24 protein-coding genes are annotated in these 25,696 nt (G+C 32.7%); 5 read left to right on the forward strand and 19 right to left on the reverse strand.

The window, feature by feature from the left end; genetic code table 11:
* Positions 1-83 precede the first annotated feature (83 nt).
* Together AB1282_RS19260 and AB1282_RS19265 are read right to left on the reverse strand one after the other, a co-directional pair.
* On the reverse strand, positions 84-1,109 hold the full coding sequence (locus AB1282_RS19260) for a fatty acid desaturase (protein ID WP_056466082.1): 1,026 nt from the start codon (positions 1,107-1,109) through the stop codon (positions 84-86).
* A 271-nt stretch (positions 1,110-1,380) separates the two neighbouring features.
* Positions 1,381-1,908 (reverse strand): hypothetical protein, encoded by a 528-nt coding sequence (locus tag AB1282_RS19265; RefSeq protein WP_056466083.1) that lies wholly within the window; start codon positions 1,906-1,908, stop codon positions 1,381-1,383.
* A 332-nt stretch (positions 1,909-2,240) separates the two neighbouring features.
* Between AB1282_RS19265 and AB1282_RS19270 the strand changes: the two genes are divergently transcribed.
* Complete coding sequence (locus AB1282_RS19270) at positions 2,241-2,633, forward strand: NADAR family protein (protein ID WP_429901183.1); 393 nt, start codon at positions 2,241-2,243, stop codon at positions 2,631-2,633.
* Positions 2,634-2,801: 168 nt separating this feature from the next.
* Here AB1282_RS19270 and AB1282_RS19275 read toward each other — a convergent pair whose 3' ends face one another.
* From AB1282_RS19275 to AB1282_RS19285, 3 genes are all read right to left on the reverse strand, one after another.
* Positions 2,802-3,491 (reverse strand): response regulator transcription factor, encoded by a 690-nt coding sequence (locus AB1282_RS19275; protein ID WP_429899930.1) that lies wholly within the window; start codon positions 3,489-3,491, stop codon positions 2,802-2,804.
* Positions 3,488-4,594 carry a sensor histidine kinase gene (locus tag AB1282_RS19280; RefSeq protein WP_390313156.1) on the reverse strand — a complete coding sequence of 369 codons (1,107 nt, stop codon included), beginning with the start codon at positions 4,592-4,594 and terminating at the stop codon, positions 3,488-3,490. The genes AB1282_RS19275 and AB1282_RS19280 overlap by 4 nt, the downstream gene beginning before the upstream one ends.
* Before the next feature lie 228 nt (positions 4,595-4,822).
* The gene (locus tag AB1282_RS19285) at positions 4,823-5,863 is read right to left on the reverse strand and encodes an ATP synthase subunit B (RefSeq protein WP_056466092.1); all 1,041 of its coding nucleotides are present in this window, start codon (positions 5,861-5,863) and stop codon (positions 4,823-4,825) included.
* Positions 5,864-6,236: 373 nt separating this feature from the next.
* Between AB1282_RS19285 and AB1282_RS19290 the strand changes: the two genes are divergently transcribed.
* On the forward strand, positions 6,237-6,617 hold the full coding sequence (locus tag AB1282_RS19290) for a hypothetical protein (RefSeq protein WP_056466093.1): 381 nt from the start codon (positions 6,237-6,239) through the stop codon (positions 6,615-6,617).
* A gap of 198 nt (positions 6,618-6,815) precedes the next feature.
* On the opposite strand, the gene AB1282_RS19295 is transcribed toward AB1282_RS19290, so the two are convergent.
* Both AB1282_RS19295 and AB1282_RS19300 read right to left on the reverse strand, forming a co-directional pair.
* Positions 6,816-7,352, reverse strand: coding sequence for a GNAT family N-acetyltransferase (locus AB1282_RS19295; protein WP_390313157.1), 537 nt, complete (start codon positions 7,350-7,352; stop codon positions 6,816-6,818).
* A 269-nt stretch (positions 7,353-7,621) separates the two neighbouring features.
* A complete protein-coding gene (locus AB1282_RS19300; RefSeq protein ID WP_429899933.1) occupies positions 7,622-8,512 on the reverse strand; it encodes a DMT family transporter in 891 nt (296 codons plus the stop codon).
* Positions 8,513-8,673: 161 nt separating this feature from the next.
* On the opposite strand from AB1282_RS19300, the gene AB1282_RS19305 reads away from it, so the two are divergent.
* The 3 genes from AB1282_RS19305 to AB1282_RS19315 all read left to right on the forward strand — a co-directional run bounded on the left by AB1282_RS19305 (position 8,674) and on the right by AB1282_RS19315 (position 11,505).
* Positions 8,674-9,648: a ring-cleaving dioxygenase gene (locus AB1282_RS19305; RefSeq protein WP_056466104.1), complete on the forward strand. Its 975-nt coding sequence runs from the start codon at positions 8,674-8,676 to the stop codon at positions 9,646-9,648.
* A 559-nt stretch (positions 9,649-10,207) separates the two neighbouring features.
* A complete protein-coding gene (locus tag AB1282_RS19310; RefSeq protein ID WP_429899935.1) occupies positions 10,208-11,230 on the forward strand; it encodes a hypothetical protein in 1,023 nt (340 codons plus the stop codon).
* A 20-nt stretch (positions 11,231-11,250) separates the two neighbouring features.
* The gene (locus AB1282_RS19315; RefSeq protein ID WP_056466110.1) at positions 11,251-11,505 is read left to right on the forward strand and encodes a hypothetical protein; all 255 of its coding nucleotides are present in this window, start codon (positions 11,251-11,253) and stop codon (positions 11,503-11,505) included.
* A gap of 78 nt (positions 11,506-11,583) precedes the next feature.
* On the opposite strand, the gene AB1282_RS19320 is transcribed toward AB1282_RS19315, so the two are convergent.
* The 12 genes from AB1282_RS19320 to tsaA all read right to left on the reverse strand — a co-directional run bounded on the left by AB1282_RS19320 (position 11,584) and on the right by tsaA (position 25,633).
* Positions 11,584-11,709, reverse strand: a complete 126-nt coding sequence (locus tag AB1282_RS19320) for a hypothetical protein (RefSeq protein WP_286131552.1) — start codon at positions 11,707-11,709, stop codon at positions 11,584-11,586.
* A 454-nt stretch (positions 11,710-12,163) separates the two neighbouring features.
* Positions 12,164-13,489 carry a gluconate:H+ symporter gene (locus AB1282_RS19325; protein ID WP_390311790.1) on the reverse strand — a complete coding sequence of 442 codons (1,326 nt, stop codon included), beginning with the start codon at positions 13,487-13,489 and terminating at the stop codon, positions 12,164-12,166.
* Positions 13,490-13,541: 52 nt separating this feature from the next.
* Complete coding sequence (locus AB1282_RS19330) at positions 13,542-14,264, reverse strand: GntR family transcriptional regulator (protein ID WP_056466114.1); 723 nt, start codon at positions 14,262-14,264, stop codon at positions 13,542-13,544.
* 18 nt (positions 14,265-14,282) lie between these two features.
* Positions 14,283-15,296: a sugar kinase gene (locus AB1282_RS19335; protein ID WP_056466118.1), complete on the reverse strand. Its 1,014-nt coding sequence runs from the start codon at positions 15,294-15,296 to the stop codon at positions 14,283-14,285.
* Positions 15,289-16,041: a 2-dehydro-3-deoxy-phosphogluconate aldolase gene (dagF, locus tag AB1282_RS19340; protein ID WP_056466122.1), complete on the reverse strand. Its 753-nt coding sequence runs from the start codon at positions 16,039-16,041 to the stop codon at positions 15,289-15,291. Before dagF ends, AB1282_RS19335 begins: the two co-directional genes overlap by 8 nt.
* Positions 16,038-17,147: a DgaE family pyridoxal phosphate-dependent ammonia lyase gene (locus tag AB1282_RS19345; protein WP_429899938.1), complete on the reverse strand. Its 1,110-nt coding sequence runs from the start codon at positions 17,145-17,147 to the stop codon at positions 16,038-16,040. Before AB1282_RS19345 ends, dagF begins: the two co-directional genes overlap by 4 nt.
* Positions 17,125-18,228, reverse strand: coding sequence for an amidohydrolase/deacetylase family metallohydrolase (locus AB1282_RS19350; protein WP_429899940.1), 1,104 nt, complete (start codon positions 18,226-18,228; stop codon positions 17,125-17,127). The genes AB1282_RS19345 and AB1282_RS19350 overlap by 23 nt, the downstream gene beginning before the upstream one ends.
* A gap of 336 nt (positions 18,229-18,564) precedes the next feature.
* Positions 18,565-19,005: a GNAT family N-acetyltransferase gene (locus AB1282_RS19355; protein WP_429899941.1), complete on the reverse strand. Its 441-nt coding sequence runs from the start codon at positions 19,003-19,005 to the stop codon at positions 18,565-18,567.
* Positions 19,006-19,182: 177 nt separating this feature from the next.
* Positions 19,183-19,722: a hypothetical protein gene (locus tag AB1282_RS19360; protein ID WP_429899943.1), complete on the reverse strand. Its 540-nt coding sequence runs from the start codon at positions 19,720-19,722 to the stop codon at positions 19,183-19,185.
* Positions 19,723-19,771: 49 nt separating this feature from the next.
* Positions 19,772-20,437, reverse strand: a complete 666-nt coding sequence (locus AB1282_RS19365; protein ID WP_429899945.1) for an HAD family hydrolase — start codon at positions 20,435-20,437, stop codon at positions 19,772-19,774.
* Between the two features lie 143 nt (positions 20,438-20,580).
* Complete coding sequence (locus AB1282_RS19370) at positions 20,581-24,681, reverse strand: S8 family serine peptidase (protein ID WP_429899947.1); 4,101 nt, start codon at positions 24,679-24,681, stop codon at positions 20,581-20,583.
* 493 nt (positions 24,682-25,174) lie between these two features.
* A complete protein-coding gene (gene tsaA, locus AB1282_RS19375) occupies positions 25,175-25,633 on the reverse strand; it encodes a tRNA (N6-threonylcarbamoyladenosine(37)-N6)-methyltransferase TrmO (protein WP_429899949.1) in 459 nt (152 codons plus the stop codon).
* Positions 25,634-25,696: the final 63 nt, after the last annotated feature.

Here is a 25,696-nt window from a genome sequence, read left to right on the forward strand (position 1 = left end):
TCATTATTCAAACATTTTGTGACCTTCTTTAACAATCTTATCATATTTTAGCAAAGTTATTCTTTATAAAATACATCGAAAGTTCAGACAGTGTCTGAACTTTCGCGATTTACTTTATAGATTGATTTTATATCTTTAAATCCTACAAATTGCTTTGTTTCTTCATCCCATAATTTGAATTTTAAAGATGTTAAACTTGTTTTTAGTGTAATCGTTGGTACATTTTGTAATGGAAGCGTATTATTATGAACAGACTCTAAATTATAATTCGGTACCCTTGGACTTAAATGATGAACATGGTGGTATCCAATATTACCTGTTATCCATTGCAATAATTTTGGAAGTTTATAAAAAGAGCTTCCTTCAACCGCTGCTTTTACATATTCCCAATTCGTATCTTCTTCAAAATAAGTGTCTTCAAATTGATGCTGTACATAGAACAGCCAAATTCCTAATACTGCCGAAATGAAAAAGATCGGACCTTCTACTAATAAATATTTTTCCCAACCTATTGTGTAGCAAAATAAAGCTGAAACCCCAACAATTAAAAGATTAGTTAAATAAGTGTTTAATCTTTCTTTTAATTTTGCATTTTTCGTATTGAATCGATTTGAAATTAACACGATATAAATTGGTCCTAAACCAAACATGATTAATGGATTACGGTATAGACGATATTGTACTTTTGTCCAGAACGGTGCTGCAACGTACTCTTCAACAGTTAAAACCCACATATCTCCAATTCCGCGCTTATCTAAGTTACCACTTGTCGCATGGTGGATTGAATGACTGTGCTTCCACTGGCTGAATGGGAATAAAGTAACAACGCCTGTAATTGTCCCAAGAACTTTATTTGCTGTTTTATTCTTAAAAAATGATTGATGACAACAATCATGGAAGATGATAAATATCCTTATTAAGAATAGTGCTGCAACAATATCAATAAAGATCGTTAATACTACTGAAATAGAACTACTTTTATAGGCTAAATACCACAAAAAGATAAATGGGATAAACGTATTGATCATTTGCCAAATACTAGCTTTTAAATTTGATTTTTCATAAGGAATAATTTGCTTTCGTAAACTCTTTTGATTTTCTTTTGACATTTAGAAGTTCCTTCCTAATGTTGTAACATTTCATTGTTATATTATCCTAATTATATAAGTTAATTTTCACTGTGGTAGTAGCAGGCGTCATATGAAAAAGATGACAAATGTCATATTAAATAAAACGTTTACTTTAATCATTGAATCTATAAAAACACATTTATTAGAATGTTTAATTTTTTGGTAAATATGAAAGTTTTTTCATAAAAAAAAAGTAATACTCAAATAGTATTACTTCTTATCAGTTAGAACTCCATAATTTTAATGATTTTTATCGTGTTGCTACTTTTTTATTCTTTTTTATTTTACCAAAAGGTTTAAAATACGTAATGAATGTCATGAATGCTAAGCAACTTAAGTTAAATATTCCAGTTATAATAATTGAAAGCCAAGTTGATTCAAATTTATTTTCATTAAGTGCACTTACCCCTAATCCTTCAGCGGTTTTTACTAAATACGCGAACCAATCATTAATCAAAATGATTCCAATCAAAATAATTAAAACTGTTAGTACGAGTTTAATAACAACCCAATAATACTTTACTAATCCCCACTGAGTCCAAATTGAAAGTAAAATTCCTGTAATTAAAGTTGCAAGTGCAGGATATTTTAGTAAATTTTCATCAATGATATGCATACTCGATAATGTATAAATAAGCTGCTCTGAGTTTTGCGCATTTTTCAAATATAATCCTAATATTATTAAACTTAATGTACCTCCGAACCAAGCACATACTGCTAAAACATGTACACTAACTAATATATTTTTTTTCGTTAAATTTATTTTCTTTTTAGCCACAATTCTATTCCCTCCGTTTTTATGAATTTCATACGTTTCATCATAGTGGCTAGATATAAATCTACTATTATCAATTTCTTAAATAATTCTTAAATTATCTCTGCGATTAATTGCTTGTTGATTTACGGCCAGGTTCTTTTCTTTGCTTCTTTGTTCAATCAAACTTACCTGTTCCTTATAAAGATGATACAATTTATACATTAATTAACAGAAACAACAAGATAAGGAAAGGATTTGTATGAATATGAGGATAACTGACAAATTTCTGTTTTTTTAGGGTAACGATGATATTTACTCAAACTTTTATTACTTCCCTTTAAAAACATCAAGGAATAGAATTCAAATGGTCAGAACAAGCAATTATGTATCGAAAAGCAAATTTATTTGGTGCTAATAATATAGCTGATCGAATACTAAAAGCCCAGACACCTAAGCAATGTAAAGATTTAGGGAGAAGCAACGAAATACCGTTCGATGAAAAAGTTTGGATAGCAAATCGTGAAATAATTTATGGGGACGTTTTATTTGATAAATTTTCTAACACCTTACTAAAATCTGAATTACTAGCGACGAGTGATAAAATTTTAGTTGAAGCTAGTCCTTTTGATAAGATTTGGGGTATTGGTATAGGCGAAAATGATAAACGTGCAGAAAATCCTAAACAGTGGAAAGGGCTAAATCTACTTGGGAAAGTTTTAATGGAAGTACAAAGCAAATTAAAATAATGTAACAAAATTCAATTATAAACCGTGATAAACCATCTAATTTGATGGTTTATTATTTTTTGTCTAATGGCTTTAAAATGCAATAACTCAATTAAATAAAAAAGAGCCATCCATTAAGTCAGCACAACTAACTTACTAGATCACCCTTAAATTAATTAATGATTGAGTTTAATCTTTAAACCGATATCCCACTCCCCATATTGTCTCAATATAATTTGGGTTGGATGGGTCAACTTCTATTTTTTCACGGATTTTACGGATATGAACTGTTACAGTAGAAATATCTCCGACAGTTTCAAATCCCCAAATACGATCAAATAATAATTCTTTACTAAATACTTTATTTGGATTTGAAGCAAGAAAGGAAAGTAAGTTAAACTCCTTCGCTGTGAATATTTTTTCTTCACCATTAACAAGTACTTTTCTAGAGTCCTTTTGAATCGTAAGTCCCCTTACTTGAAGTTCTTCTTCATTTATTTGATTTTTACTTGCTAAACGTTGATACCTTGAAAGATGAGCTTTGACTCTAGCGATTAATTCACTTGGGCTAAATGGTTTCATGATATAATCATCTGCCCCTAGACCAAATCCTCTAATTTTATCAATATCTTCTGTTTTAGCTGAAACAATTAAGATTGGAATGTCTTTACTCTCTCGAATTTTTTTACATATTTCAAAACCATTTAATTCTGGCAACATTAAGTCGAGTATGATTAAGTCATATTCCTTTGATAAAGCTTTTTGAAGTCCGCTTTTTCCATTAGATTCTATTTCAACTTCAAAATCATTTATTTCTAAATAATCTCTTTGTAATAATGCGATACTTTGATCATCTTCAATAATTAAAACCTTTTTCATTTCGTCACCTTTGTTATTGATATCTTATTTAATGAAAGGAAAATGTTTGTATATTCACCAATTTGACTTTCTGCCCACACTTCTCCATCGTGCTCTTCTATAATTCTTTTTGCAATTGCCAGTCCTAAACCTGACCCACCTGTTGATACATTTCTTGATGGATCAGCCCGGTAAAAACGATCAAAAATAAACGGAAGCGCCTCTCTGGAAATTCCCTTACCGTTATCATGAAATTTTATCGTTATGTTTTCTTTGTCATCTATTAATTTTATGCTAATTCGTTTTTCAGCTTTATCCATGTATTTCAAACTATTTTGGATGATATTTGTCATTACACGTTTGAATTGTTCCCGGTCTATCAGAACAATACTATTTTCGCGATTCACATTCTCACTATAAGTAATACTTACATTTATCGGTTCTAAATCAAATTTTAACTCCTCGATACGATCGACTAAATAATCATGAATATTTACTTCTTCAAAATGAAAAGGTACACGTTTTAAATCTAACTTCGAATAAAGGAATAGTTCATTAATCAATTGATCCATATCCAAGGTTTTCAGATAAATTGTTTCAATATACCGATCCATTTTTTCAGGTGTATTCGCTACGCCATCTTTAATTCCTTCAATATAGCCCTTTATTGATGTAATTGGTGTCTTCAAATCATGTGAAATATTCGCAATTAATTCCTTACGATTTTCTTCGTATTTTTTCTGTATTTCAGCTGACTCTTTTAAATTTCTCCTCATTAATTCAAAGCTAATCGCTAATTGACCAAGTTCATCTTTGTTTATTGGTTTAACTTCAAAATCTAAATTTCCTTCACTGATATGTTTAGCAGCATTTGATAGATTTTTTACCGGCCTTAGTATGCTTCTTGAAACAAAATATGATAGCACCCCATTTGTAATTGCAAAAATAGGTACAATGATTCCGAAACGGAAAAAATAAAATGAATGTGGTGGATGACCATTAAATTTAGGTTCAAAAACTTTATAGTAAAACACACCGAGCATAATCTCAATAAGGATAAAAGAAATGATTGGAATAACAATCATAGCAATATTAGATAAGATTAATCGTTTTCGAATCGACAAAATATATTCCAACTTTCAGGCGAATGATGAACAATTACTTTATTACATTTTAGTTATTTGTTTGTGGGAAAGTATAATTCAGAAATATTAATTACCTATTATTAAATTCTTAAATAATCCTTAAATTTTATACTAACATCTTCGAAGAAAACAATATTTAAGTAAAATATAAAAAAAGTGTGACACATCCAAGCGTCACACTCTTCATTATACAGATGTTTTACTTTTCTACAGGCTACCAATAAAATTCATTTTATCTACTTCCATCGTATCGAAAGCACCATCGATTAGTTTTCGAACATCTTGTAGGGTATTTTGTAATTTAACAGATGCCCCTGGACCTGTGAATTCTTCTGCTACGAAAAATGGTTGAGTTAAATATGCTTCTAATAATTCACCACGTTTATATGTCAATTTTTCAGTTTCAGGTAATGAATCAATTCCATGTACTGCTACTAGTGACCTTAACTCTCGATATCTACGTAGTAATTTCTGAGCTGCTTTTTGTACTTGGTTGTGGGTTTGGTCTGGTTGATTATCTTCTAAAACTGTAGATGTTGAATGAATAGGATTAATTGCAGGATATTTATGTCTGAAAGCTAAGTCTGCATCAAATTGCCATAATGTTTCTAATGGTCCGTAAGGGAAATCTTCGTCAACCGCTTCTCCTTTTAAATCAACTAAAAAAGTTGTTACATCTTCAATACCGATATCTGCTAATTTTTGTTGGAGACGGTTAATATCACCGGTAATGACGTTTGAACGATCCGCTGCAAAAGCAAACTCTACGTTTTTTCCTGCTTTTGCGATTGCTTCATATACTTCATCAATCGAATGACATACTAAATTTACATCAGCTAAAATATCATCGATTTCTGGATGCTCACCTTCTGGTTTTAATAAAATCGTAAAATATGAATCATTCTTTAATTTATAGAACATTTCTGCTAATACTACTAGTTGACCCATGCCTGGTCTTGCAACCAAGCCAACTGTACCACCTTTTACTAATGGAGCAAATAAATCAAGCGTTTTTATTCCTGTTTCAATCATCTCAATCTTCTCCCCTCTAATGATCAGTTCATCCAATGTACATTCTGCTAATGCAGCTAATGCGACTAGTGTTCTTACTTCTGAGCGACCAATTGGAATTTTTCCAGTACATAAGTTTGAAACAGTTGCTGGTCGAAGTCCAACAGTTTTCGCAGAAGTAGTCAAATTCGGTACTCTACGACGTAATAATGCGACATTCAAGCGTAAATTTTCCATCTTTCTCCTCCTTTAAGTTTAATTTATTCGAATTTACAGAATTAAGCAAGTATTTTTTACTTTTAAAAGTAATTTTTTTACCCTATAAAGTAAAAATAGGCATTTTTCACTAAAAATGTTTTCGTTCCAGAAAAATCACCAGACATTTTTAACGATTAGGATAAGTAGAATTCCCTAACGATGAACATAAAAAAAAGAGAAGTGGCTCAGTCTTCTCTTTTTTTTTATGTTCATACTCAAAACCTACATAATAATAATCTTATTTCCATACTGCAAACACCCCTAGTCTGTATGGATATTTAACTAACAGCCCAAACAAAAAACATACATTTTCATACTTTAATAAGGATTAAACTAAAAAGGAGTTGATAAAATGAACTTTTTCCCTCAATATCGGACATTTCCAGGATTTCCAGGACAACCAGGCGGATTCCCAGGGCAACCAGGTGGATTTCCAGGATTTCCGGGACAACCGGGTGGCGGAGGTCAAGGTCAATCTCAAGGTCAACCGACTGCACCACCACCTTCATTCACACCACAAATGTCGCAAGCTACTGCATTTGCAGTAGATCCAGGTGCAATCGCTGGTTGTCGATTTAGAAATACTTATGTATGGTTGAATAATGGCGAACAATTTTGGTACTTTCCTACTTTCGTCGGCAGAACCTCAGTTGCAGGTTGGAGATGGATTGGCTGGAGATGGATATTTTTTGGAATCGATACCCATCGAATTAGATCGTTTACGTGCTTCTAAAAACTATAGTAAAAAAGCCTTGTGATTAGATATCACAAGGCTTTTTTAACATAAGACATTTCCAAATTACTAAATATACGTTTACTTGATTTCTACCATTCATTTTAGCCAAGTACAGAGCTTTGTCTGCAAAATTTAAGCCATCTACTAGGTTAGTTGATTCAATTGGCACGAAATTTAAACTTGATATTTTCAGTTCTATTTAATAAATAAGCCCATCATTAAAGTATTACAGTATTTTCCATCTATATAAGTATCTTCTTTCATTACCCCTTCAATTTCAAATCCTAAATTTTTATACAATTGAATGGCTTTAAGATTATCTTCATTCGTAACTAATTGAATTTTTCTAGTTAGATCATTTTGTTTAGCCCAATCAATTAATGATTGCATCAATAACTTCCCTAAACTTAATCCCCAATATTCTTTTTTAATTACAATGCCAAGCGTACCAACATGCTTTGTACGTTCCTTTTGACTGGAATTGATCGAACCGATACTTATTATTTGATCATTGATCGTACCTAATAATATAACTGAATTTTTTTCATTGAAGGTATCTTCTAAAAATGTCTGGTATTCTGCTTCATTTCTTTTGAACTCGTTTCCTCCAAATGATAAAAAGTTCGTTTCCCCACCTACGATGTTATAAAAATCTATAATTGATTTAGCATCAGTTCCAATTGCTTGACGAACTTTTACTATTTCTCCATTTTTTAATTTTAATTCAAACATTCTATTACTCCTTTACAAATTAAAAATAGCTGCATAAGCAGCCATTTCAGACTGTTGCCAAACGCTCGCTTTCTTCGTTGCTTCGCCTGTTGAGCGGTGCTCATTACCGTCTAAGGTAACTCCGCGCCTCGAAAGACAAGCGCTTGCAATCAGTCTGAAACCCAAGTTTTTTGTACTTTGTCTACACACTGAAATAGCTGCATAAGCAGCTATTTTTACATTTAAATATTATTAAACTAATATGCTAGATACATTTTATCATATAACATTTAAAAATCCATTTTATTCTCAACAATCTTTCTTTTCACACTAGTAAGAACAACTAAAAGCGCTCCACCTAGAACAATAGTCCCACCTACCACTTGAAGTAAGCTCATATTTTCATGAAATAGAATGGTTGAAAATGTGATTGTCACTACTGGCTCAACCATACTTAGTACTGCCCCTTTTGTCGGTCCTATTCGTTTTACGCCAGCAAAAAATGCACCCATCGATATAACACTTGATATAATTGAAATACCCAAAATTGAAATCCAACCAATCAATTTAAAATGAATGTGAATCGTGCTTGTCGATACGCCAACTAGTAAAAATGAAATGCTTGCAAATAATGAAATATATGCACTTGTTACTAATGGAGGAACATGCATCGAAACTCTCCCACCAACAATTATGTATATTGAGTAAACGATTGCTGCTGCTAAAGCTAATATGATTCCGAATGGATTTATATTTGCTGCAGGAGCCCCCAACACGAGTACTATTCCGATCAACGATAATAATATTGATATCGTTATATTTTTTGTTAATTGCTCTTTGTTTACTAAAAATGATAGAATTGCTACAAAAATGGGATATAAATATAGAATTAATGCTGCTAATGAAGCAGGAATGTATTTTACTGAGCTGAAATAAAAACTTGATTGAAGCATATACAATACTCCACCTAGTAAAACAAACAATACTAATTGTTTTTTCGAAATTTTAACTAATTTTTTACTAACCACTAAGTAACTAAAAAACATAATTGTCGCAAATGTAAATCTTAAAAATAATAATGTATTAACACTTACATTTTGATCATAAGCATAAAGCGCAAAAATAGGCATTAATCCAAAGGCCATTGCAGATATTAAAATTAATATGTAACCGAAATACAAACTATTTTCCCCCTTTCTATTTTACTTGTCAGAATATTATAATTTATTATTAGATAACAGTTTAACATAAAACTCTACCTCAATCTCTAACCATTTTCAATGTGTACATATTAATTATGAAGTTTAATTGCTTCATTAATAATTTTAAAGGAGTGATGAAAGTGGAATTATTGGGAATTCATCATGTTTCACTACTAACTACAAAAGCTGAAAAAAATTACGAGTTTTACACGAAGGTTTTAGGAATGAGACTTGTTAAGAAAACTGTTAATCAAGATAACACTTCCAGTTATCACTTATTTTATGGTGATGCAAAAGCAAATCCTGGTACAGAAATTACATTTTTCGATATCCCTAATCTTGGAAATACATACCCGGGTCACTCGATCATATCTTCGACTTCCTTAAGAGTGGCCTCAACTGAGTCACTACATTATTGGAAGAATCGCTTTAAAGAACTTAATATTTCACATGATGACATACTTAAAAGAGCAAATCGAGATACTCTCGCTTTTCAAGATTATGAAGGTACAAGATTAATTTTAGTAGCTGATAATGGAGAAATAGGTGTTTCACCGGGTACGCCTTGGAATAAATCAGATATCCCAACCGAACATGGAATTCTTGGCTTAGGTCCAGTGACTCTAACTGTAAAAGATTCGATTCCTACTAGTAAAACTTTAACGGATGTTTTAGGTTTTAGACTTGTTGGCACTTACCCTTCTACAGCAGGAGATTTTGCAAGTATAGAAGTTTATGAAACCGGATTAGGTGGTGCTGGAGCAGAAGTTCACTTAGAAGTAAGACCAGACTTACCGAGAGCTAGACCTGGACGAGGAAGTGTACACCATGTTGCTTTTAGAGTACCAAACGAAGAAGAATATAATAAATGGGCCGACAAAATAAATTCACTTGGGATTACGAATTCAGGAAAAGTAGAACGGTACTATTTTAAAGCGCTCTATTTTAGAGAACCAAATCATATTTTATTCGAATTATCAACTGATACCCCTGGATTTGATGTTGATGAAAATATTGATAAACTAGGTGAACGTTTAGCACTACCTCCATTTTTAGAGCCTAAACGTGCTGAAATCGAAGCAAGTTTACGTCCATTAGACTTTAATGAAAATTAATTTGATACATTGGCTTAATTATTTTATATAAGTACTTAAATTAGGTGGGTTTCCCCGCAATGATATTATCCCCTTATAGTAGACAGTTAAAAGAAAGGTGTTTGTACTGTCTACTATAGGGGGAATTTTTTATGGGGAAAATTAGAAAGACATATGATAATCTGGATAATGCATGCATTGTAAGCTTCTTCAGTCATTTTTAAACCGAGTGTTTTTACCGCTATCAGTTTAATGATCAGAACCAAGTTGAACATGCGGTAAAGCGATATATATATGGTATTACAAAAATAAAAGATTTCAAGAGAAATTAAAAACCTTACCCCTATTGAATACAGGGCTAGGGCTGCTTAAAATACCTTTTTTTTAGTGTCTACTTGACAAGGATAAGTCTATTACTGGAAAGGTCCTTTTTACTTGGAGTTTTCATGAATCATATTCAAAAAGCACTGCAACAACACTTAATTCTATCATGTATTAAACAAAAAAGACTTTCCTTATTTGAAATATCGTATTTCAAATAAGGACTAACACTTAACTCTACTAATATAGTAAAATTTCATTGGATTATATATCCAATAAATATTACAAGGCGGAGGTATTACATGAAAAATTATTTAAACAAACTACTGTTACTGCAAAAGTAAACACTCAATCTAGTTTCCCTGCACCTCCCATTATTCAAGGTAGAGCAGTAAATGATAAGTATCCCCAAATGCCAGCACCAACAGTTGAGGCATTTTCTAATGATGATGGCACTGATACAGGTTACATAGACGTTTCTTGGGAGCCGGTTGAGGATGTAATTAAATATCAAGTAATTTTATTTAACGGTTCTATCCATAGCTACTGGGATTTCCCAGCAGAAGAAACCTCTTGGACAACTAAAGACAAGGGTATGTTCCCTACAATTGAACAAATAGAAAATGGTCAAGTTAATTTTAGAAGAGATGGGAAAGCAACTGATTTTCCCATTGATCCAACAACACTTTATAAAAAAGCAAATGAGGTTAATAGTAGTAGTCTAAATTATTCTGAGAGTCTTGATTATTATGTTCGTGTAACAGCTGTTTTTGATGATGGTTCCAGTCCGATTTCATATTCAGCTATTACCCAGATTCCATTAGAGTCATTACCGCAGTTTTCAAAAGATGAGATAGAGCTTATTGAATCAGAGTTAATAGAAAGCAATATCTCTGAAGATATTATTTTTAATAATATTTATCAAGAATTGTTAACTTTACCTGAATTTCAAAATTACTTAAATGCCCCTTCAACAGACGGGGCAAAGTCAAAAGCTGCAAAAATAGCAGCACAACAAATGTTAAAGACTTTAAAAAGAATAGGGCAAGTTTCTTGGGATAGGAGTATCTCTACTGCTATCAACAAACTACCTATTACATCAAACGCAAAAACTTTAATTAAGAAATATTTAAAATATCAAGCAGTAATGTCAACATTGAATATAGTAATAGATTTTAGTGGTACAATCGAAGATGGATTAACTTCTGCGTTCAAGAAGATGGGTTTATCAGCAGCATTAAGTGGAATAGCTGCTAGAGCTGTTATATTTGTTCTTATATAAATTTTAAGGTTGGATGTATAATGAGTACTTTAATTCCTTGGTATCTTCGTGATAAATTTATATGGGCTGTTTGTATAATATTACCGCCCCTTGCTTATATAATTTTACTACTTAATAAAAAAAAGTTAAATCATAAAAAGTATGTAGAAAACTTAACAATAGCGACAATAATTGTTGGTATTTGGGTTTTAAAATTTTTACCTGGTAAACTTTATCCATCGTTTATCTTTACAGTATTAATCGGATATTATTTACGAAAATATTTTTATAAGTAAAAGAAATAGAGAATCTATGTACGTAAATAAATAATAAGCTACTAGTTTAGTAGCTTATTATTTTTAACTTAATACATCTTACTCCAATTCTTCTCTTCGACCACCTTTTTTATTTTCTACATCTCTATAAATACTCTCACCAATTCCTGTGATTTTAAAATTCTTAGGATTTCGAATACTATGTGTACCATCTTTTCTCCACAATAAGTGATCCTCTTTTTATAACGGTAAATAAGAGTGGAAGGTGAAATACTGGAAAAGAAGAGTGGACTGCAAATAAAATTAGCAAATCTGCATTTAAATATCGAGAATCGCAAATAAAACTTCCAAAACTGCAATTAAATTCAAGTGTATCGTAAATAAAATTGATAATTACCTATACCAGTAAGGGTATTTAAAGCTAAAAATTGTACAATTGTAGAAAATGAAATTGAAAATATACATACAAAATCGTATAAAAATATTCTAATAATCATAAATAAAGACCAATTATATTAACTACAGATGAAGATACTATTGAGATACCTCCACTATTTAGATCAAAATAGCCCCTCAGGTATAAATCTTTGATGTTCCCTAATCGGTCGTATAACAAATAAAAAAAGAGGCGCCTTTCATGTCAGTTGCCTGAGTTTTGAAACAGCCTCTTCCTTTATTCTTAAATAAAAATATCTAATACTAATGTAAGTCCAAACGCTACAAACGACAGAAGCGTTTCCATTACTGTCCATGTTTTGAATGTTTCCTTAACTGTTAATCCTAGGTATTCTTTTACTAACCAGAAACCTGCATCATTTACATGTGAAAACATTAGTGAACCTGCGCCAGTCGCAATAACAAGTAATTCTAGGTTTACACCTGTCATATGTGCCACTACTGGAGAAACAATTCCAGCTGCTGTTGTTAAAGCAACTGTAGCTGAACCAGTAGCTATTCTTATTAAACCTGCTACTAAGAATGCAAGCACAATCGGTGATAGTGACATTTGCTCAGCCATTGTTGCAATAGCAGTACCTACACCGCTTTCAATTAGGATTTGCTTAAATGCTCCACCTGCACCAATGATTAATATAATTGAAGCTAAAGGTGTTAAACATTCATCAGTTAATTTTTTAATTAAAGTTTTGTCCATTCCTTGGCGATACCCTAATAAATAATAAGCTGCAAAACAAGAGATTAATAGAGCAATTACAGGGCTACCGATTAAAATTAAGAATTTAGCAATTGCACTTGGTAGAGATAAGTATGGTGTAATTACCGTTAACACCATTAGTAAAACTGGAAGTAAAATGATGAAAAATGATACACCCGTACTTGGTAAAGCATTTGACTTCGTTTCAACTCGAATTAACTCTGGTTCACCAATTGGTGTTACACGTTTGTGAATCCATTTTGAAAAGATCGGACCTGCAATGATTGCAGTTGGAAAAGCAATGATTAATGAATAAAGTAGGACTCGTCCTAAGTTTGCATTATAAATACCAATCGCTGTCATTGCCCCAGGATGTGGTGGCACTAAACCATGTACAATCGATAAACCGGCAAGTACTGGGATACCAATTAATAGAATATTTGAATTGGTAGATTTACGAATTGATATAACAAGAGGTAACAAGATTACTAGACCGACCTCGAAAAAAACTGGAATTCCAATAATAAAACCTGAAAGCAACATTGCCCATGGTAGGTTTTTTACGCCGAATTTTTTAATAAAGAAATCGGCTACTTGCATCCCTGCACCAGAATCTGACATCATTTTTCCTAAAATCGTACCTAAAGCTAAAATCCCAACAAGATGACCGAGAACGGCGCCGACTCCTGTTTCATAAGCAGTTACAATTTTATCCATTGATACGCCAGAAAAAACGGCTAGGAAAAGGCCAGCTACAGATAAACTGATAAATGCATGCCATTTCCACCACGATACTCCTAAAATAACGATAACGATTGCTACTAATGTAATTCCTATCAAATATAAATCCATTATTGCACACTCTCCCTTAGTAATCGCTTACATTTTATACAATGAAGATACATTACTGCGTTGAATCATTGTAGGTTACAACGTAATTTTGTTTGGCCGTATTATAGTAACCTTCACTGATTTCTAGAATATTTCCATCTTCATCACTAGAACGACGTATTCTTTTTAATGTGGTTGTGCCTTTTTCTAAATTTAAAATCTCACAAACATGATCCGGAGCAACAGCTACTGCAAATTCATCTCGGAAAGATTCTAATCGAATATTATTTTCTTCTAAGAAACGATATAGGGAACTGATCTGTATGTCTTCTATCTCTTCTTCTGTTACTTCAATTGAAATATAGTGTGTAAAGTGAATATACGGTTCATTTTCCAGTAAATAAATTCGCTCAATTTGGACATATTTATCACCAAATACAGAATAAGGGATAGAATCCGCTGTTACTTCTGGCTTTTTTATGCTCAGCACTTTTTTAGTAATATGACGTCCTTCTTCAACTAATATTTCTGTAAAACGCTTCCCTTTTGAAAGTTTTGCGCTCGTAACATTCGCAATAACCTTTGTTCCTTTACCACTTTTCTTTTCTAAGTATCCTTCTTGAACAAGTTCTTTTATGGCATTTCTAATCGTAATTTTACTCACACTAAACTCTTCTTCTAATTGAGGTTCGGAGGGAATATTTGTGTGAATTGGATAAACTCCATGTAAAATTCGATCCTTTATCATCTCTTTAATTTGTAAATACAACGGTCCTTTTTTACGATTCACACTCATTCCCTTACCTCTCCTTTTTTAGCGCTTAATATCATCAATTGTTCCAGCCATAGCTGATAAAATTTCTGCCTCTGTTGACATCGGAGTATCTCCAACGATCGTACATGCTAACATTCCCGCTGTTTGAGCAAAGAGAACAGTTTTTTCTGGTGAAAAATCAGTTATCACCCCATGTAGGATACCGCTAGTATAAGCATCTCCAGCGCCAATTCGATCGTATACGGAAAAAGAAGTATTTTCCGAAAAGTGAAACTCTCCATTTGTGAATAGATATCCACGTAATGAATGTGAATTGTCACTATTAATTGCTCGGTGCGTTCCAGCAACAGTTTGTATGTTATATTGCTTTGCAACTTTAGGAATCAGGTCTTTCAGTTGTGCTTCCCTAGAAGTCCCTTCTGTCTCCATTCCTAAAACATACATCGCATCTTTCTCGTTCATCATGACGATATCAGCTAATGCTAGCATATCTTCATAATGAGGTTTTGCTTTACTATATCCTCCCTCCCATAAAGAAGGTCGGTAATTACAATCAAAACAAACTAATCCACCATTTTGTTTTACTTTTTTCGCAAGAATTTTCATTGTTTCTCTAACATCATCTGTCATCGCTAGTGTAATACCGCAAAAATGGATAACATCTGCTTGTTTTGCAATTTGATCAAGATCATAATCGCTATAAGATGCCGTATTAAAGCTACTTTCTAAACGATTAGTATATGTCACACGACTAGAGCGCTGTCCAAAACCATTTTCTAAAAAATACAGTCCAAGATATTTTCCGCCTCTAGTTATATAATTTCGATTAATTCCTAGTCGTTGCAAGAAAGCAATCGCAGCATCTCCTAATGGATTGTTCGGCAATTTTGATACTAGAAAGCCATCATGACCAAGCTTAGTCATCGCGGACGCAACGTTTACACCAGTTCCTGAGAAAGAATATTGTAATGCGTTTGCTTGTGCCAGTAGTTCATACCCTGGCACTTGCAATCGCATCATTACTTCTCCGAAAGCAACAATTTGTTTACGCATATTTTTCAACCAAACTTTTTGTGATTGCTAATAATTTTCTTACATCTTCAGGATTAGTTTTTCCAGTTTCTTCATTAATAATTGAAGAATATACGTGTGGGATAATTTTAGGTACTTTTTCTTCCAATGCAATTTCTAAAATCTCTTCAAAATTCTCTAAATCAATACCACCAGTAGGTTCTAAAGCAAAACCTTCTTCACCACATGCTTTTGCTACAGCACGAAACTCTTCAACGTGTTTTAGCCCTTTCATTGGGAAGTATTTTAATGCATTTCCACCCATATCACGAACTAACGCAATTGCAGATTTGATTGGTACAATCGCTGTTTCACTAGCTGCACTTACAGGTCCAGTAGAGATATTTACATAGCCAACTTTTCCAGTTGGAGATACTAGAGAATTGATCCAGCTATCTTTTTCACCTAAGTTAGCGCGTGTTGCACCTACTGCAGGAAATACTTGATTGATATGACTTCCTGGATAATGTTTGGCGATTTCTGCTACAACTGCTGCTTGTCTATTATCACCAGCACCAAGACCAATCGATACCGCTTCATCAATTGCTGCACCGTATTCTTTCATAGCTGATACAGCAGCCTCTACAGTTGGGTAGTCTTTTGAAAGAACACCTACTAATACATGACCTTCTGCAGCTTCAAAAACTTCAACTGCATTTTCAATACTATTTGCTAAAACATTTAATGCTACTCGGTTGTTATAAAAACGTTTTTCAATATTTGTCATTGTTCAGTTCCTCCTAATATTGCTCGCACTTGAGCTTCAATTACGTAAATATCATCTGATTGTAGTGGTCGTGGATCAATATCGAAAAAGCCTTGACGAACACCGTAATCACGAGTGTAGATCGCAATATCACCATTCTTTAATTGATCATTTACATCCTTCGCCGTCGTTTTCGTTACAACAGGATCAATTTGGATTCGCGCTCTAAAAATAGCTCGTCCCGCTTCATCTTGTACGATTGTTACTTTTATACCATCGATTGAATCTAGTGATTTTAAAACTTCTAAACTAGCTTTTTCATTTTCACTATTGTCTTTCTTGACAAAATATTCATCCAAAGCTTGCAACAGGCCAAAAGTGGTTTCTTTACCAACTTTCATACTTCTACCGATACAATGTAATTGTACTTTTAACCAATCGATATATTTTTGCTTGCCGGCAACAATACCTGAAGTAGGTCCTTCAATCGCTTTCGAACCACTATATATTGCTAAATCTGAGACTTTGACATATTTTTGTAAATCTTCTTCAGCGGCAGCATCGATAATTAAAGGTACATTATTTGCTTGAGCTACTTCCCAAGCTTCTTCAACTGAAATCATATTTTTTTGAACAGCATGATGAGATTTTACATATAAAATTGCTGCTGTTTTTTCACTAATCGCATCTGCAATATGTTCTACTTTCCCTTCATTTGCATAACCGACTTCGACTAATTTACCTCCACCAAGGAAAATCATCGTTTCTACTGGAGCACCATACTGTACGTTGTGTCCCTTTAACATAATGATTTCATTTTTTTGGATTGATTCTTGGTGTAATCTTTCGCTTTTACGTCTGTTTCCTTCAGTCACAATTGCAGCTACTGAAAGGGCAATTCCACTTGAAGCTGAGTTAACAACTACAGCCGCCTCTGATTGAAGAAGACCCGCAATATGATTTCCAGCCTTATCAACTAAGTCCGAAATTTCAACATAATTTTGACCACCAATTTTCATTGCTTCCATGACAGTGTCCGTTGGAGCGGAAACACCTAATATACTCATTCTACCGCTTGCGTTAATTACTCTTTTCAAACCATATTTAGCATTCAATGTGTTCTCCATTAATAACCACTCCTTTTACTACGATTTTTTGTTCAGCTTTACGCTCGTCCCCTTCAGAGTCTAGTAAGGTTGTCGCTTCATCTTCAACAGTAAATAAAGTGAGGTTTGCAAAATCTCCTACCGAAATTCTTCCAAGTTCTGGTTTATTAAGCCACTTAGCCGCATTAACTGTAACAGCATCAATAATTACTTCTAGTGAATAACCTAAGTATAAAAATTTTGATAAAACATGAGACATACTATATACTGGGCCATTCAATCGATTTTTCCGATAAATATCAGTGCTAATCGTATCAAATTTAATTCCATGTTCTTTAGCTTGCAAAGCTGTTTTGAACGAAAAACTTGCATTTCCGTGCCCAACATCTAAATGAACACCTCGATTAATTGCCTCTAGAAATTTTGGAAGAGGTCTTCCCATCTCATCAAATAAATTATTTGCTTTACCATTTAAGTAGTGCGTAATTATATCTTTATTTTCAAGTAAGTCTAGAACGTCATTAATATCTGGCGGTCCTGAACCAATATGAACCATAAGTGGTAAGTCGGTTTCGTTTGAGAACTTACGAGCTATTTTTAAAGGTTCTACCCCATTTTCACCTACTACACTTTTGCTAATCCTTGCCTTCAGTCCGATAATAAAATCTTTATGTTCTGCAATTGTATTTTTGAGTTGCTCCTCGTCTAACCAAGATAAATCAGATAACTCGTCAATTCGTTTTAAACCAATTCGCGAAATATTTAAAAATGCGAAAACATTTGTTTTTGATTTTTTACAGCTACTTACCAATTTGGACATGTTATCGGCGCCAGTGCTACCCGCATCAACAATTGTAGTAACACCTGTTTTATAACCAATCTCGTCGACATCATCACCATATGGCTCAAATTCTGCATATGCATGGACATGCAGATCAATCCAACCACTAGAAACAAATACATTGTGCTTGTAATCTACCTTTTGCTCACCATTACCGGTTCCAGCAGCTACAATGTCTTTAATCTTTTTATTTTCTACTATGATATCAACAGAACTTCCGTCTATCATTTTTACATTCTGTAGTACGAAATGATCCTTCATTTCCCCTCATCCTTTTCAGTAAATCATCTAAATTGATTAATGTATTCGTTTACATCTTCTTGTTTATTATTCCAATGTAGAATAACATCTAATTTCTCATTAGTCAATATAACGTTATAATGTTTAAATATTTTTTTATTATATTCCCATAAACCTTTTACGAATAAAAGGCGTCAGATGGTTCTAATCTTGACTTACACCCTACTTTATATTTGCCTTTTAAATTTTTTTATTATACAAAAAAAGCTTGTAAACATGGAGGAAACTCCAATTGTCTACAAGCTAAATGGAAAGTGAACTTACCGCATAAGTGGCATAAGCATTAAATATTATCTTTTAGTTTACAATTAATTCTTTCTTAAATACTTTTTGTGCTTTTGTGTTTTCGAAACCAATCTTTTTATAAAAAATAAGTGTCTCTACTCTAGTTTCATTTGTCCGTACCCTTATTTCTTTAAATCCCAATAATTGTGACCATTCTTCGCATCTTTCCACTAGAAACTTACCAATTTTTTGCCCCCTATATGTACTGTCAACAATCAAAACACCAATTTCAACATATGGCGGAGACTCAATCAAATATCGTCCGTGAGCATGAATCCAACCAATAAGTTTACCTTCAATTTCTGCTACAAATACAACATGATCTTTCTGATCTACTATTTTATTTAATCGTTCAATAACTTGATTTTTTTCGACATTGTAACCCAATTGACCCGATAATCTAGCAATTTCTGAACTATCAGTTGTTGAGGCAATTCTATATCTAATATCCATCCTACACCTCACATTTAAACTTGTATTTACAAATTGTTACTTGTACTTCATTTACTAGGAATGTGTTGATTGAATAATCATACTATTAATTACCAACTATAAAAAAGAGTAGAATGATACAAATTTACCTACTCTTTACTTTTTTAAGTAAAAATTATAATTTTACCCTTTTAACGTCTAATATTTAGCAATTACATTTCCATTTTCATCATACGCTGTTCCAGACATATCCCAATCTTGATATACTGTCGTTTCCTTCTCAAAGAATGACTTATCCGGATATCCAATAAACATATTATTTTTTACTGGTATATCCACTTTAATCTGTTCATTTGGGGATTTAATATTTTTGTATATAACAGTTACTTTCGTTATTTTTTTATCTGTTTTTAATGCTCCCCAGATTACATTTCCTACATTTTCAACATCAATTGTCCGAATTAAGAATGGAATTCCTGCCTCCGAATCAAAAGTAACTCCATCTTCGTATTTTGTTGAATAGTTGAACTTACCATTCTTTTTCTGAAAAGTACTAAATACATACTGTTTATCCTTTTTACCTTCTGTAAAAATCAAAGTTTGTTTCTTGTTTTCTACATATCCGATTTTAACTGTGTCGTTATTTTTATGTTTTGAGTGGACCGCCTCAGTCAAAGTATTATACGAACAACCTGTAAGTAGTATAACTATACTTATAAACAACAGTAGATATCTCACTTTATCCTTCTCCCTTATACACCGTAGAATATAAGTACTATTTTACTAATTATTTCTCCTGCAAAACTAGGTTTAGCAATTCTCCCAAATCATCAATTGACTGTTCAATTGTATATGGCTCACTCCAAAATGGATCTTTTTTCCATACAGCATTCATTCCAACATTTTGAGCACCAATTACATCATTTTCTGGATGATCTCCTACATATAAACTTTCTTCTGGATTAACGCCTAATTTCTCTAATGCCCTTAAAAATATTTCGGCATGAGGCTTTTTAATCCCTTCTTGCTCTGATATTAATATGGTATCTATGTAGTTATGAATTCCTAATGCTTTTAGATTTAGAGATTGTAATATAGTAAATCCGTTGGTAATCATACCTAATCGTATTCCTCTGTTTTTAAGTTCTTTTAGTACATACTCCATATTTTGAAAAGGGATACAGCTATACTGGAATGAATTTATGTAATCTTCTAGTAGCTGTTCCCAAGTTAAACTAGAAATAGAGAATTCTTGAAGTAATTGTTGATATACCTTATCTTTCCAAACATATCCCTTATTATCTAATTCAATGAAACGTTCGATATAATGCTTCTCAGGTATATGTTTTAATTCGCGAAAGTACTTTTTATACTGAGTTTTAATAAATAGCTTCAAGGATCTATCCCGATCTAATAAAGTTCCATCTAAATCAAAAATGACAGCTTTAATCATATCACATTCTCCTTTTTCCAGTTTTACTGTAAAAAAGTTTATACTCTCTAATAAATTCGACAAAATATACATAACTCCTATTTAAGAATAGGTCATAAGAATATCAACACAAAAAACCTATCCAATTGGATAGGTTCAAAAATTTAATTGATGCCTAAAGACTTCTTAATGGAATCAATTGTTTTTCCATTATACTCTTTAACAGCAGTAGGAGTATCTAATAAATAATCATTCTCTTTTAAATAATTAGCTTCTAGTAACTTGAAATCCAATGAGTCTACTTTACCATCAAAATTAATATCAGCATTACGGTTATTCGTTCCCCAATTTTGTTCGAGAAGTATGACATCATAAATATCAATTACATTATCTTTATTCAGATCTCCAGCATTTTCTCTTACAGTAGGATAAGTAATATTTTCACCTATAAAAACATCCCGATTATTTCGGCCAATTTCCATTGGTGTGTATGTGGTAAAATGACCTGGAATATCTATGATGACTGTATATAATTGTTCTGTAATAGGAAGTTTATTGAATACGATATTTCCATTTTTTTGAATTTCACCATTATAAATTTGACCTTTGGAGTCTTTCGCTTTTGCTTGTGCACCTATTGTTGTGTAGTCTATTCCAAAATTAAAACTGCCATTTGCATTTAACAATCCAGCAGCGTTGATTTTTGCTGTTGCAGTTGAGTAGGCTGGATAGCTAGGTAAATAACCGACCTGAGTATATGGGTTTACAGTTTTACCATTAAGATCTTTATAACTGGATGAATTGATATAGAAAAATGTAGTATTAGGATTAACAAATTCATTTGCGTTCGTTTCTACTTGTATATCAAATAAAGGTAGATCCCCTGTTAAACCATCTCCTGGTACTTTTATATTAATTGTATTTGATTTGCTAGAAGTTCCCGTTGAAGTAACTGTAAATTGAGTATCATCAGATAAAGCCTTATTTTTATTAAATTCTACTGAATTAAAAAATCTTGATGTGTAATCAAATTTAAGTGTTAGATCTTTTGCATTTTGCAAACCATGAGCATAGAACGTATAAGTTAATTGATCACCCATTGTAAATGATTCTTTATTTGGTTTGGCATAAATATATTGCGCCCCTGGTTTCATATAGTACACGACTTTTGCCATTGTTGAATTACCAGCTCTGTCCGACGCTACAAATTGGAGCATATTCACTGGATTTGAAGAATCAACAGATATTTCTTTCGTAAACTTGCCATTCGCATCAGCAGCAATACCAATGGCTGGAGAGTTAGGACCATACCAGGCATTATTATTTGCTTGTGTTACATTCATCCCGCTATTTTCCATTACCTTTGCTTCATCATCTATAATGCTACCAGATAAAGTAACTGTTTTTTGCCCAGGTGCTAATTCAACAAATGGCAGATCACCTTTAGGTATTGCGTTTGTGTCATCTAGTATGAATGTTGGACGGTTATTATCAATATATACTTGGTCTGTCTTTGTATACTGTTTGCCGCCTAAATTTGTACCAATAACTTTCATTTTGTATAATCCTGGTGTTGCTAGGATCGATGTGTAGCCAACCGGTTTCTTCGCATTACCCGTAAATGGAAAATATCTACCTGTAAATGCTTTTTGAATGTAGAGATCCTTATCAACTCCTGCACTTGAAACATCAATCGTACCGATTAATCCTAAATCTTTATTTGTTTTTGAATCTACTAAAATAAAATCTAATGTTTTCATTGGCGAATTTAATTTAAAATCTAAATCAGACGCCTTAACACTATATGGTGCAGTTTCACGAGTTGTAGAGATACTTGGAGAATGAACCTTGAAATATTCAAAGCCTTCTTCTACTAAACGGAAGCCAAATGGAATTTGATAATGATCATCTGGATCTTTATCATTCACAACATGAATATAACCTTCATATGTTCCTTTACTAGCAGTTGTTGGTATTGTAAGTGTTGCAGGAATCATCTCCTGGCTATTCTTTTTCATTTTCAAGTCATTAGGTACTGTTATTTTAACACCGTTTGCTTTTGCATCTAAAGATCCACGAGTGCCGATATTATACTCAACAGAAATATTATATTTTTGCATTTTATCAGTATGATTAGTGATTAATATATTTGTATTTTTCGAAATAGCATTTTTGTCTACTGAAATAAAACCATAGCTTAGTCCACCAGTTTGCTCATCAATATTTACTTTTTCATTATTTTTAATAAACGGCGTAGTATCCTGAACTCCTAGTTCGATGCGTGAATAAATCGCTTCATAAGGATCTACTCTTCCTGCTCCAACTTCAAACACACTGTATTTGCTTCTTAAAGGATCAGCTGTATTCATTAATACAGTTTTTATATCCGCAGGAGTATAATTAGGATGCGCTTGTAAAAGTAATGCAGTAATCCCAGTGACATGTGGTGTCGCCATTGAAGTTCCAGACATTCGCATATATGCAGATGAATAATCTGTTGCGTCATTTTTATTATTGATATATGCAGGAACAGTTGATAAAACATCTACACCCGGAGCTGTAACCTCAGGTTTAATATCATATAGCGTTCCTGATGGACCTCTAGAACTAAAGCTAGCTAGATCATCACCAGGAATGTCAGACACACCAGTTTTCCCTAGTGTTACTGAAGGAATTCCCTTGCTAAATAGATCATTTACCGCTAAACCATCTTTATTCGTCATTGAAAATACCGGTATATTATTATTGCTTTCTCCCAAATAATACGGAATTTGTCCTTCTGTTGCATTATTGTTATAAATAATTACTCCAATAGCTCCATTTTGTTTTGCATAGTTCATTTTATCAACAAGTGCATATGTACCACGTGCAACAAATGCAATTTTACCTTGAACATTTTTTCCTGAATAATCTGCTGCTCCACCTTCTCCAACATATACAATCTCAAAAGTTTTTCCTGACAAATTAGTAAAATCATCTGTCCACTTTTTAGTCATCAATTGTAAAGTACTATCCGTACCTTGACCGTTTACTAAAAATTTACTTCCGAAAGTAGTAACTTTAGTAGGAACAGAACTCGCACCAACTGTTAATGCAAGTGCCGCTGCACCTGGAGAGCCTAATGTGTACATACTATCTCCAGAATTTCCTGCTGCAACGACAGCGGTAACTCCATTTAAAACAGCATTATCAATTGCTAAGCTAGTTGCTTCTAGTGGATCGTTTATCGAGGATCCTAGCGATAGATTAATTACATTCATTCCATCGGCAACCGAACGGTCAATACCTGCAATTACTGCAGAGTTCGAACCCGAACCATAAGGCCCCAATACGCGGTATACATATAAATCTGAATCAGGCGCTACTCCAGTTACTTTATAATCAGAGTTATTTTTCCCTCGACCAGCAATCGTACCAGAAACATGCGTACCGTGATCAGTATAATATGAGCTCCCATTTAGAAATTCTGTTTTTTTAGAAGCTTTCCATTGATCATATGTAGTTTCCATCGGGTCATTATCATTATCTACGAAATCATAACCACCTTTATATGCATCTTTCAAATCAGGATGGTTATAGTCAATTCCAGTATCAATTACACCTATTTTAATATTTTTACCTGTAAAACCTTCCTCATGTAATTTATCAATCTTTAAAAATGGTAAACTATCAACCTTAGTTTGATCCTTCTCTTGGACTGGTTCAACAGGTGGCTTAATTTGAATTGTTGAATCACTATACACTGCTTTAACTGTATCCAAATCTAATAAATCTTTAATTTGATTTGCTGGAAGTGACAATGAAACCCCGTTAAACGCATTCTGATATGTATATTTAATTTGAACTTCTTCATTACTAGATTTCTCTTTCTTAGCTATTTTTTCTTGTAATTCTTGTTTAAAGTGTGCATGAGACTTTGTTACATTTTCTTTCGCCTTTTCTAATGAAATAGACTCACCTTCTGCAGCTTTCTCTAACTGTGCTACTTTAGCTGGAAGTTCTTTAAACTCAACAATTACCGATACTTCTTTATCACTCGATAAGTCGATATCATCAGATAATTGCAAACCAGTTTTTGAACCTGCAACTTCTAATTGACTCAAAGCCTCCCTTTGTTCCGGTGTAAGTGATTGAAGAATGCTTTCTACGTTATTTGAGTTCGCATAAGCCGGCTTTTTAATCATCATAGTCGATCCCAAAATTGTACTGCTAGCTAAAACAAGTACAGATGTGGTTTGAAAAAATTTACTACTTAACCCCTTCATTCTAATTACCTCCAACTTTTTCTAAAAATAAAGATTGTACAACAAGCAATAACATGTGATTTTTCAGAAAAATCACTTAACTTAAATTATAGCTAGAGTTTTTCTTTAAAAGTATTGGGGGAATTTTCATTAAACGAGAACTTTATAAATCAAATTAAATGTCGGTTTAAGTAAAAGTGAGTAAAAAGATAAGGTATTTTATTTACTTGAATGTAGATTTTTGTAATTTGATGTAAAATTTTATAAAATAATTTGGGGGAATTTCACTTTATTTACCTTTTATAATTGTTCTAACTAAGTTTAAAATTAAAAATTTTTAATTATTTGTAGAATTTAAGCTGGATCATGGCATGGGCGAATTGAGTGGCATCTCAACAATTGCTTTAATAATGAAATAACCAAAATTCAATTTAGCTGTTAATAATATAAAAGAAAAAAAGAGTTTCCCAAATAAAACATTTGAGACAACTCTTTTTTTATTTTTAAACCTTTATCACCAATATTTTTCCATCAAAGCCTTTGACCATTCTGCTTGCTTGATCTCCCCTTTGGGAAGAAATTCTTTCATAATTGGTTTAATATCGATGACTGGTGTACCATCGATCGCATCTAACCCTTTAACTGTAAGACTACGGCCACTGTGATTTACAAGTTCTACAGTTGTTAACCCTAATTTATTTGGCCGGTTTTTACCTCTTTGAGCAAAAATTCCAACCTTAGGATAATCAATATTATTTCTAGGATATCTAGCACTATATTGGATCATTTCATCAGTCACTTTATCAAAATAAAAAATAATCTCTAGATGTGAAAAATCACTTATGCCACTTAATGCTTCTTCATTGAACTCCTCTACTAACTCGATTTCAGAGATAATCGAACCCCAGTGATCGTCTTTCATTTCTTTTCTTGAATTTTTAACAAAAGCAATCGGATTAATTGTAAATGGCATCATTTAATCTCCTAACTTATTGTATTTTATCTATATTATACAGAATTTTTTATTATAAAATAA

The sequence above is a fragment of the Gottfriedia sp. S16(2024) genome (assembly GCF_050473765.1).
Taxonomy (GTDB): domain Bacteria; phylum Bacillota; class Bacilli; order Bacillales; family Bacillaceae_G; genus Gottfriedia.

Excerpts from the sequence above, each read along its gene's own strand:
- AB1282_RS19260 (WP_056466082.1), bottom strand. The coding sequence starts at position 1,109 with ATGTCAAAAGAAAATCAAAAGAGTTTACGAAAGCAAATTATTCCTTAT.
- AB1282_RS19275 (WP_429899930.1), bottom strand. The coding sequence starts at position 3,491 with ATGAAAAAGGTTTTAATTATTGAAGATGATCAAAGTATCGCATTATTA.
- AB1282_RS19285 (WP_056466092.1), bottom strand. The coding sequence starts at position 5,863 with ATGGAAAATTTACGCTTGAATGTCGCATTATTACGTCGTAGAGTACCG.
- AB1282_RS19290 (WP_056466093.1), top strand. The coding sequence starts at position 6,237 with ATGAACTTTTTCCCTCAATATCGGACATTTCCAGGATTTCCAGGACAA.
- AB1282_RS19295 (WP_390313157.1), bottom strand. The coding sequence starts at position 7,352 with ATGTTTGAATTAAAATTAAAAAATGGAGAAATAGTAAAAGTTCGTCAA.
- AB1282_RS19315 (WP_056466110.1), top strand. The coding sequence starts at position 11,251 with ATGAGTACTTTAATTCCTTGGTATCTTCGTGATAAATTTATATGGGCT.
- AB1282_RS19325 (WP_390311790.1), bottom strand. The coding sequence starts at position 13,489 with ATGGATTTATATTTGATAGGAATTACATTAGTAGCAATCGTTATCGTT.
- AB1282_RS19330 (WP_056466114.1), bottom strand. The coding sequence starts at position 14,264 with ATGAGTGTGAATCGTAAAAAAGGACCGTTGTATTTACAAATTAAAGAG.
- AB1282_RS19335 (WP_056466118.1), bottom strand. The coding sequence starts at position 15,296 with ATGCGTAAACAAATTGTTGCTTTCGGAGAAGTAATGATGCGATTGCAA.
- dagF (WP_056466122.1), bottom strand. The coding sequence starts at position 16,041 with ATGACAAATATTGAAAAACGTTTTTATAACAACCGAGTAGCATTAAAT.
- AB1282_RS19345 (WP_429899938.1), bottom strand. The coding sequence starts at position 17,147 with ATGGAGAACACATTGAATGCTAAATATGGTTTGAAAAGAGTAATTAAC.
- AB1282_RS19350 (WP_429899940.1), bottom strand. The coding sequence starts at position 18,228 with ATGAAGGATCATTTCGTACTACAGAATGTAAAAATGATAGACGGAAGT.
- AB1282_RS19355 (WP_429899941.1), bottom strand. The coding sequence starts at position 19,005 with ATGGATATTAGATATAGAATTGCCTCAACAACTGATAGTTCAGAAATT.
- AB1282_RS19365 (WP_429899945.1), bottom strand. The coding sequence starts at position 20,437 with ATGATTAAAGCTGTCATTTTTGATTTAGATGGAACTTTATTAGATCGG.
- AB1282_RS19370 (WP_429899947.1), bottom strand. The coding sequence starts at position 24,681 with ATGAAGGGGTTAAGTAGTAAATTTTTTCAAACCACATCTGTACTTGTT.
- tsaA (WP_429899949.1), bottom strand. The coding sequence starts at position 25,633 with ATGCCATTTACAATTAATCCGATTGCTTTTGTTAAAAATTCAAGAAAA.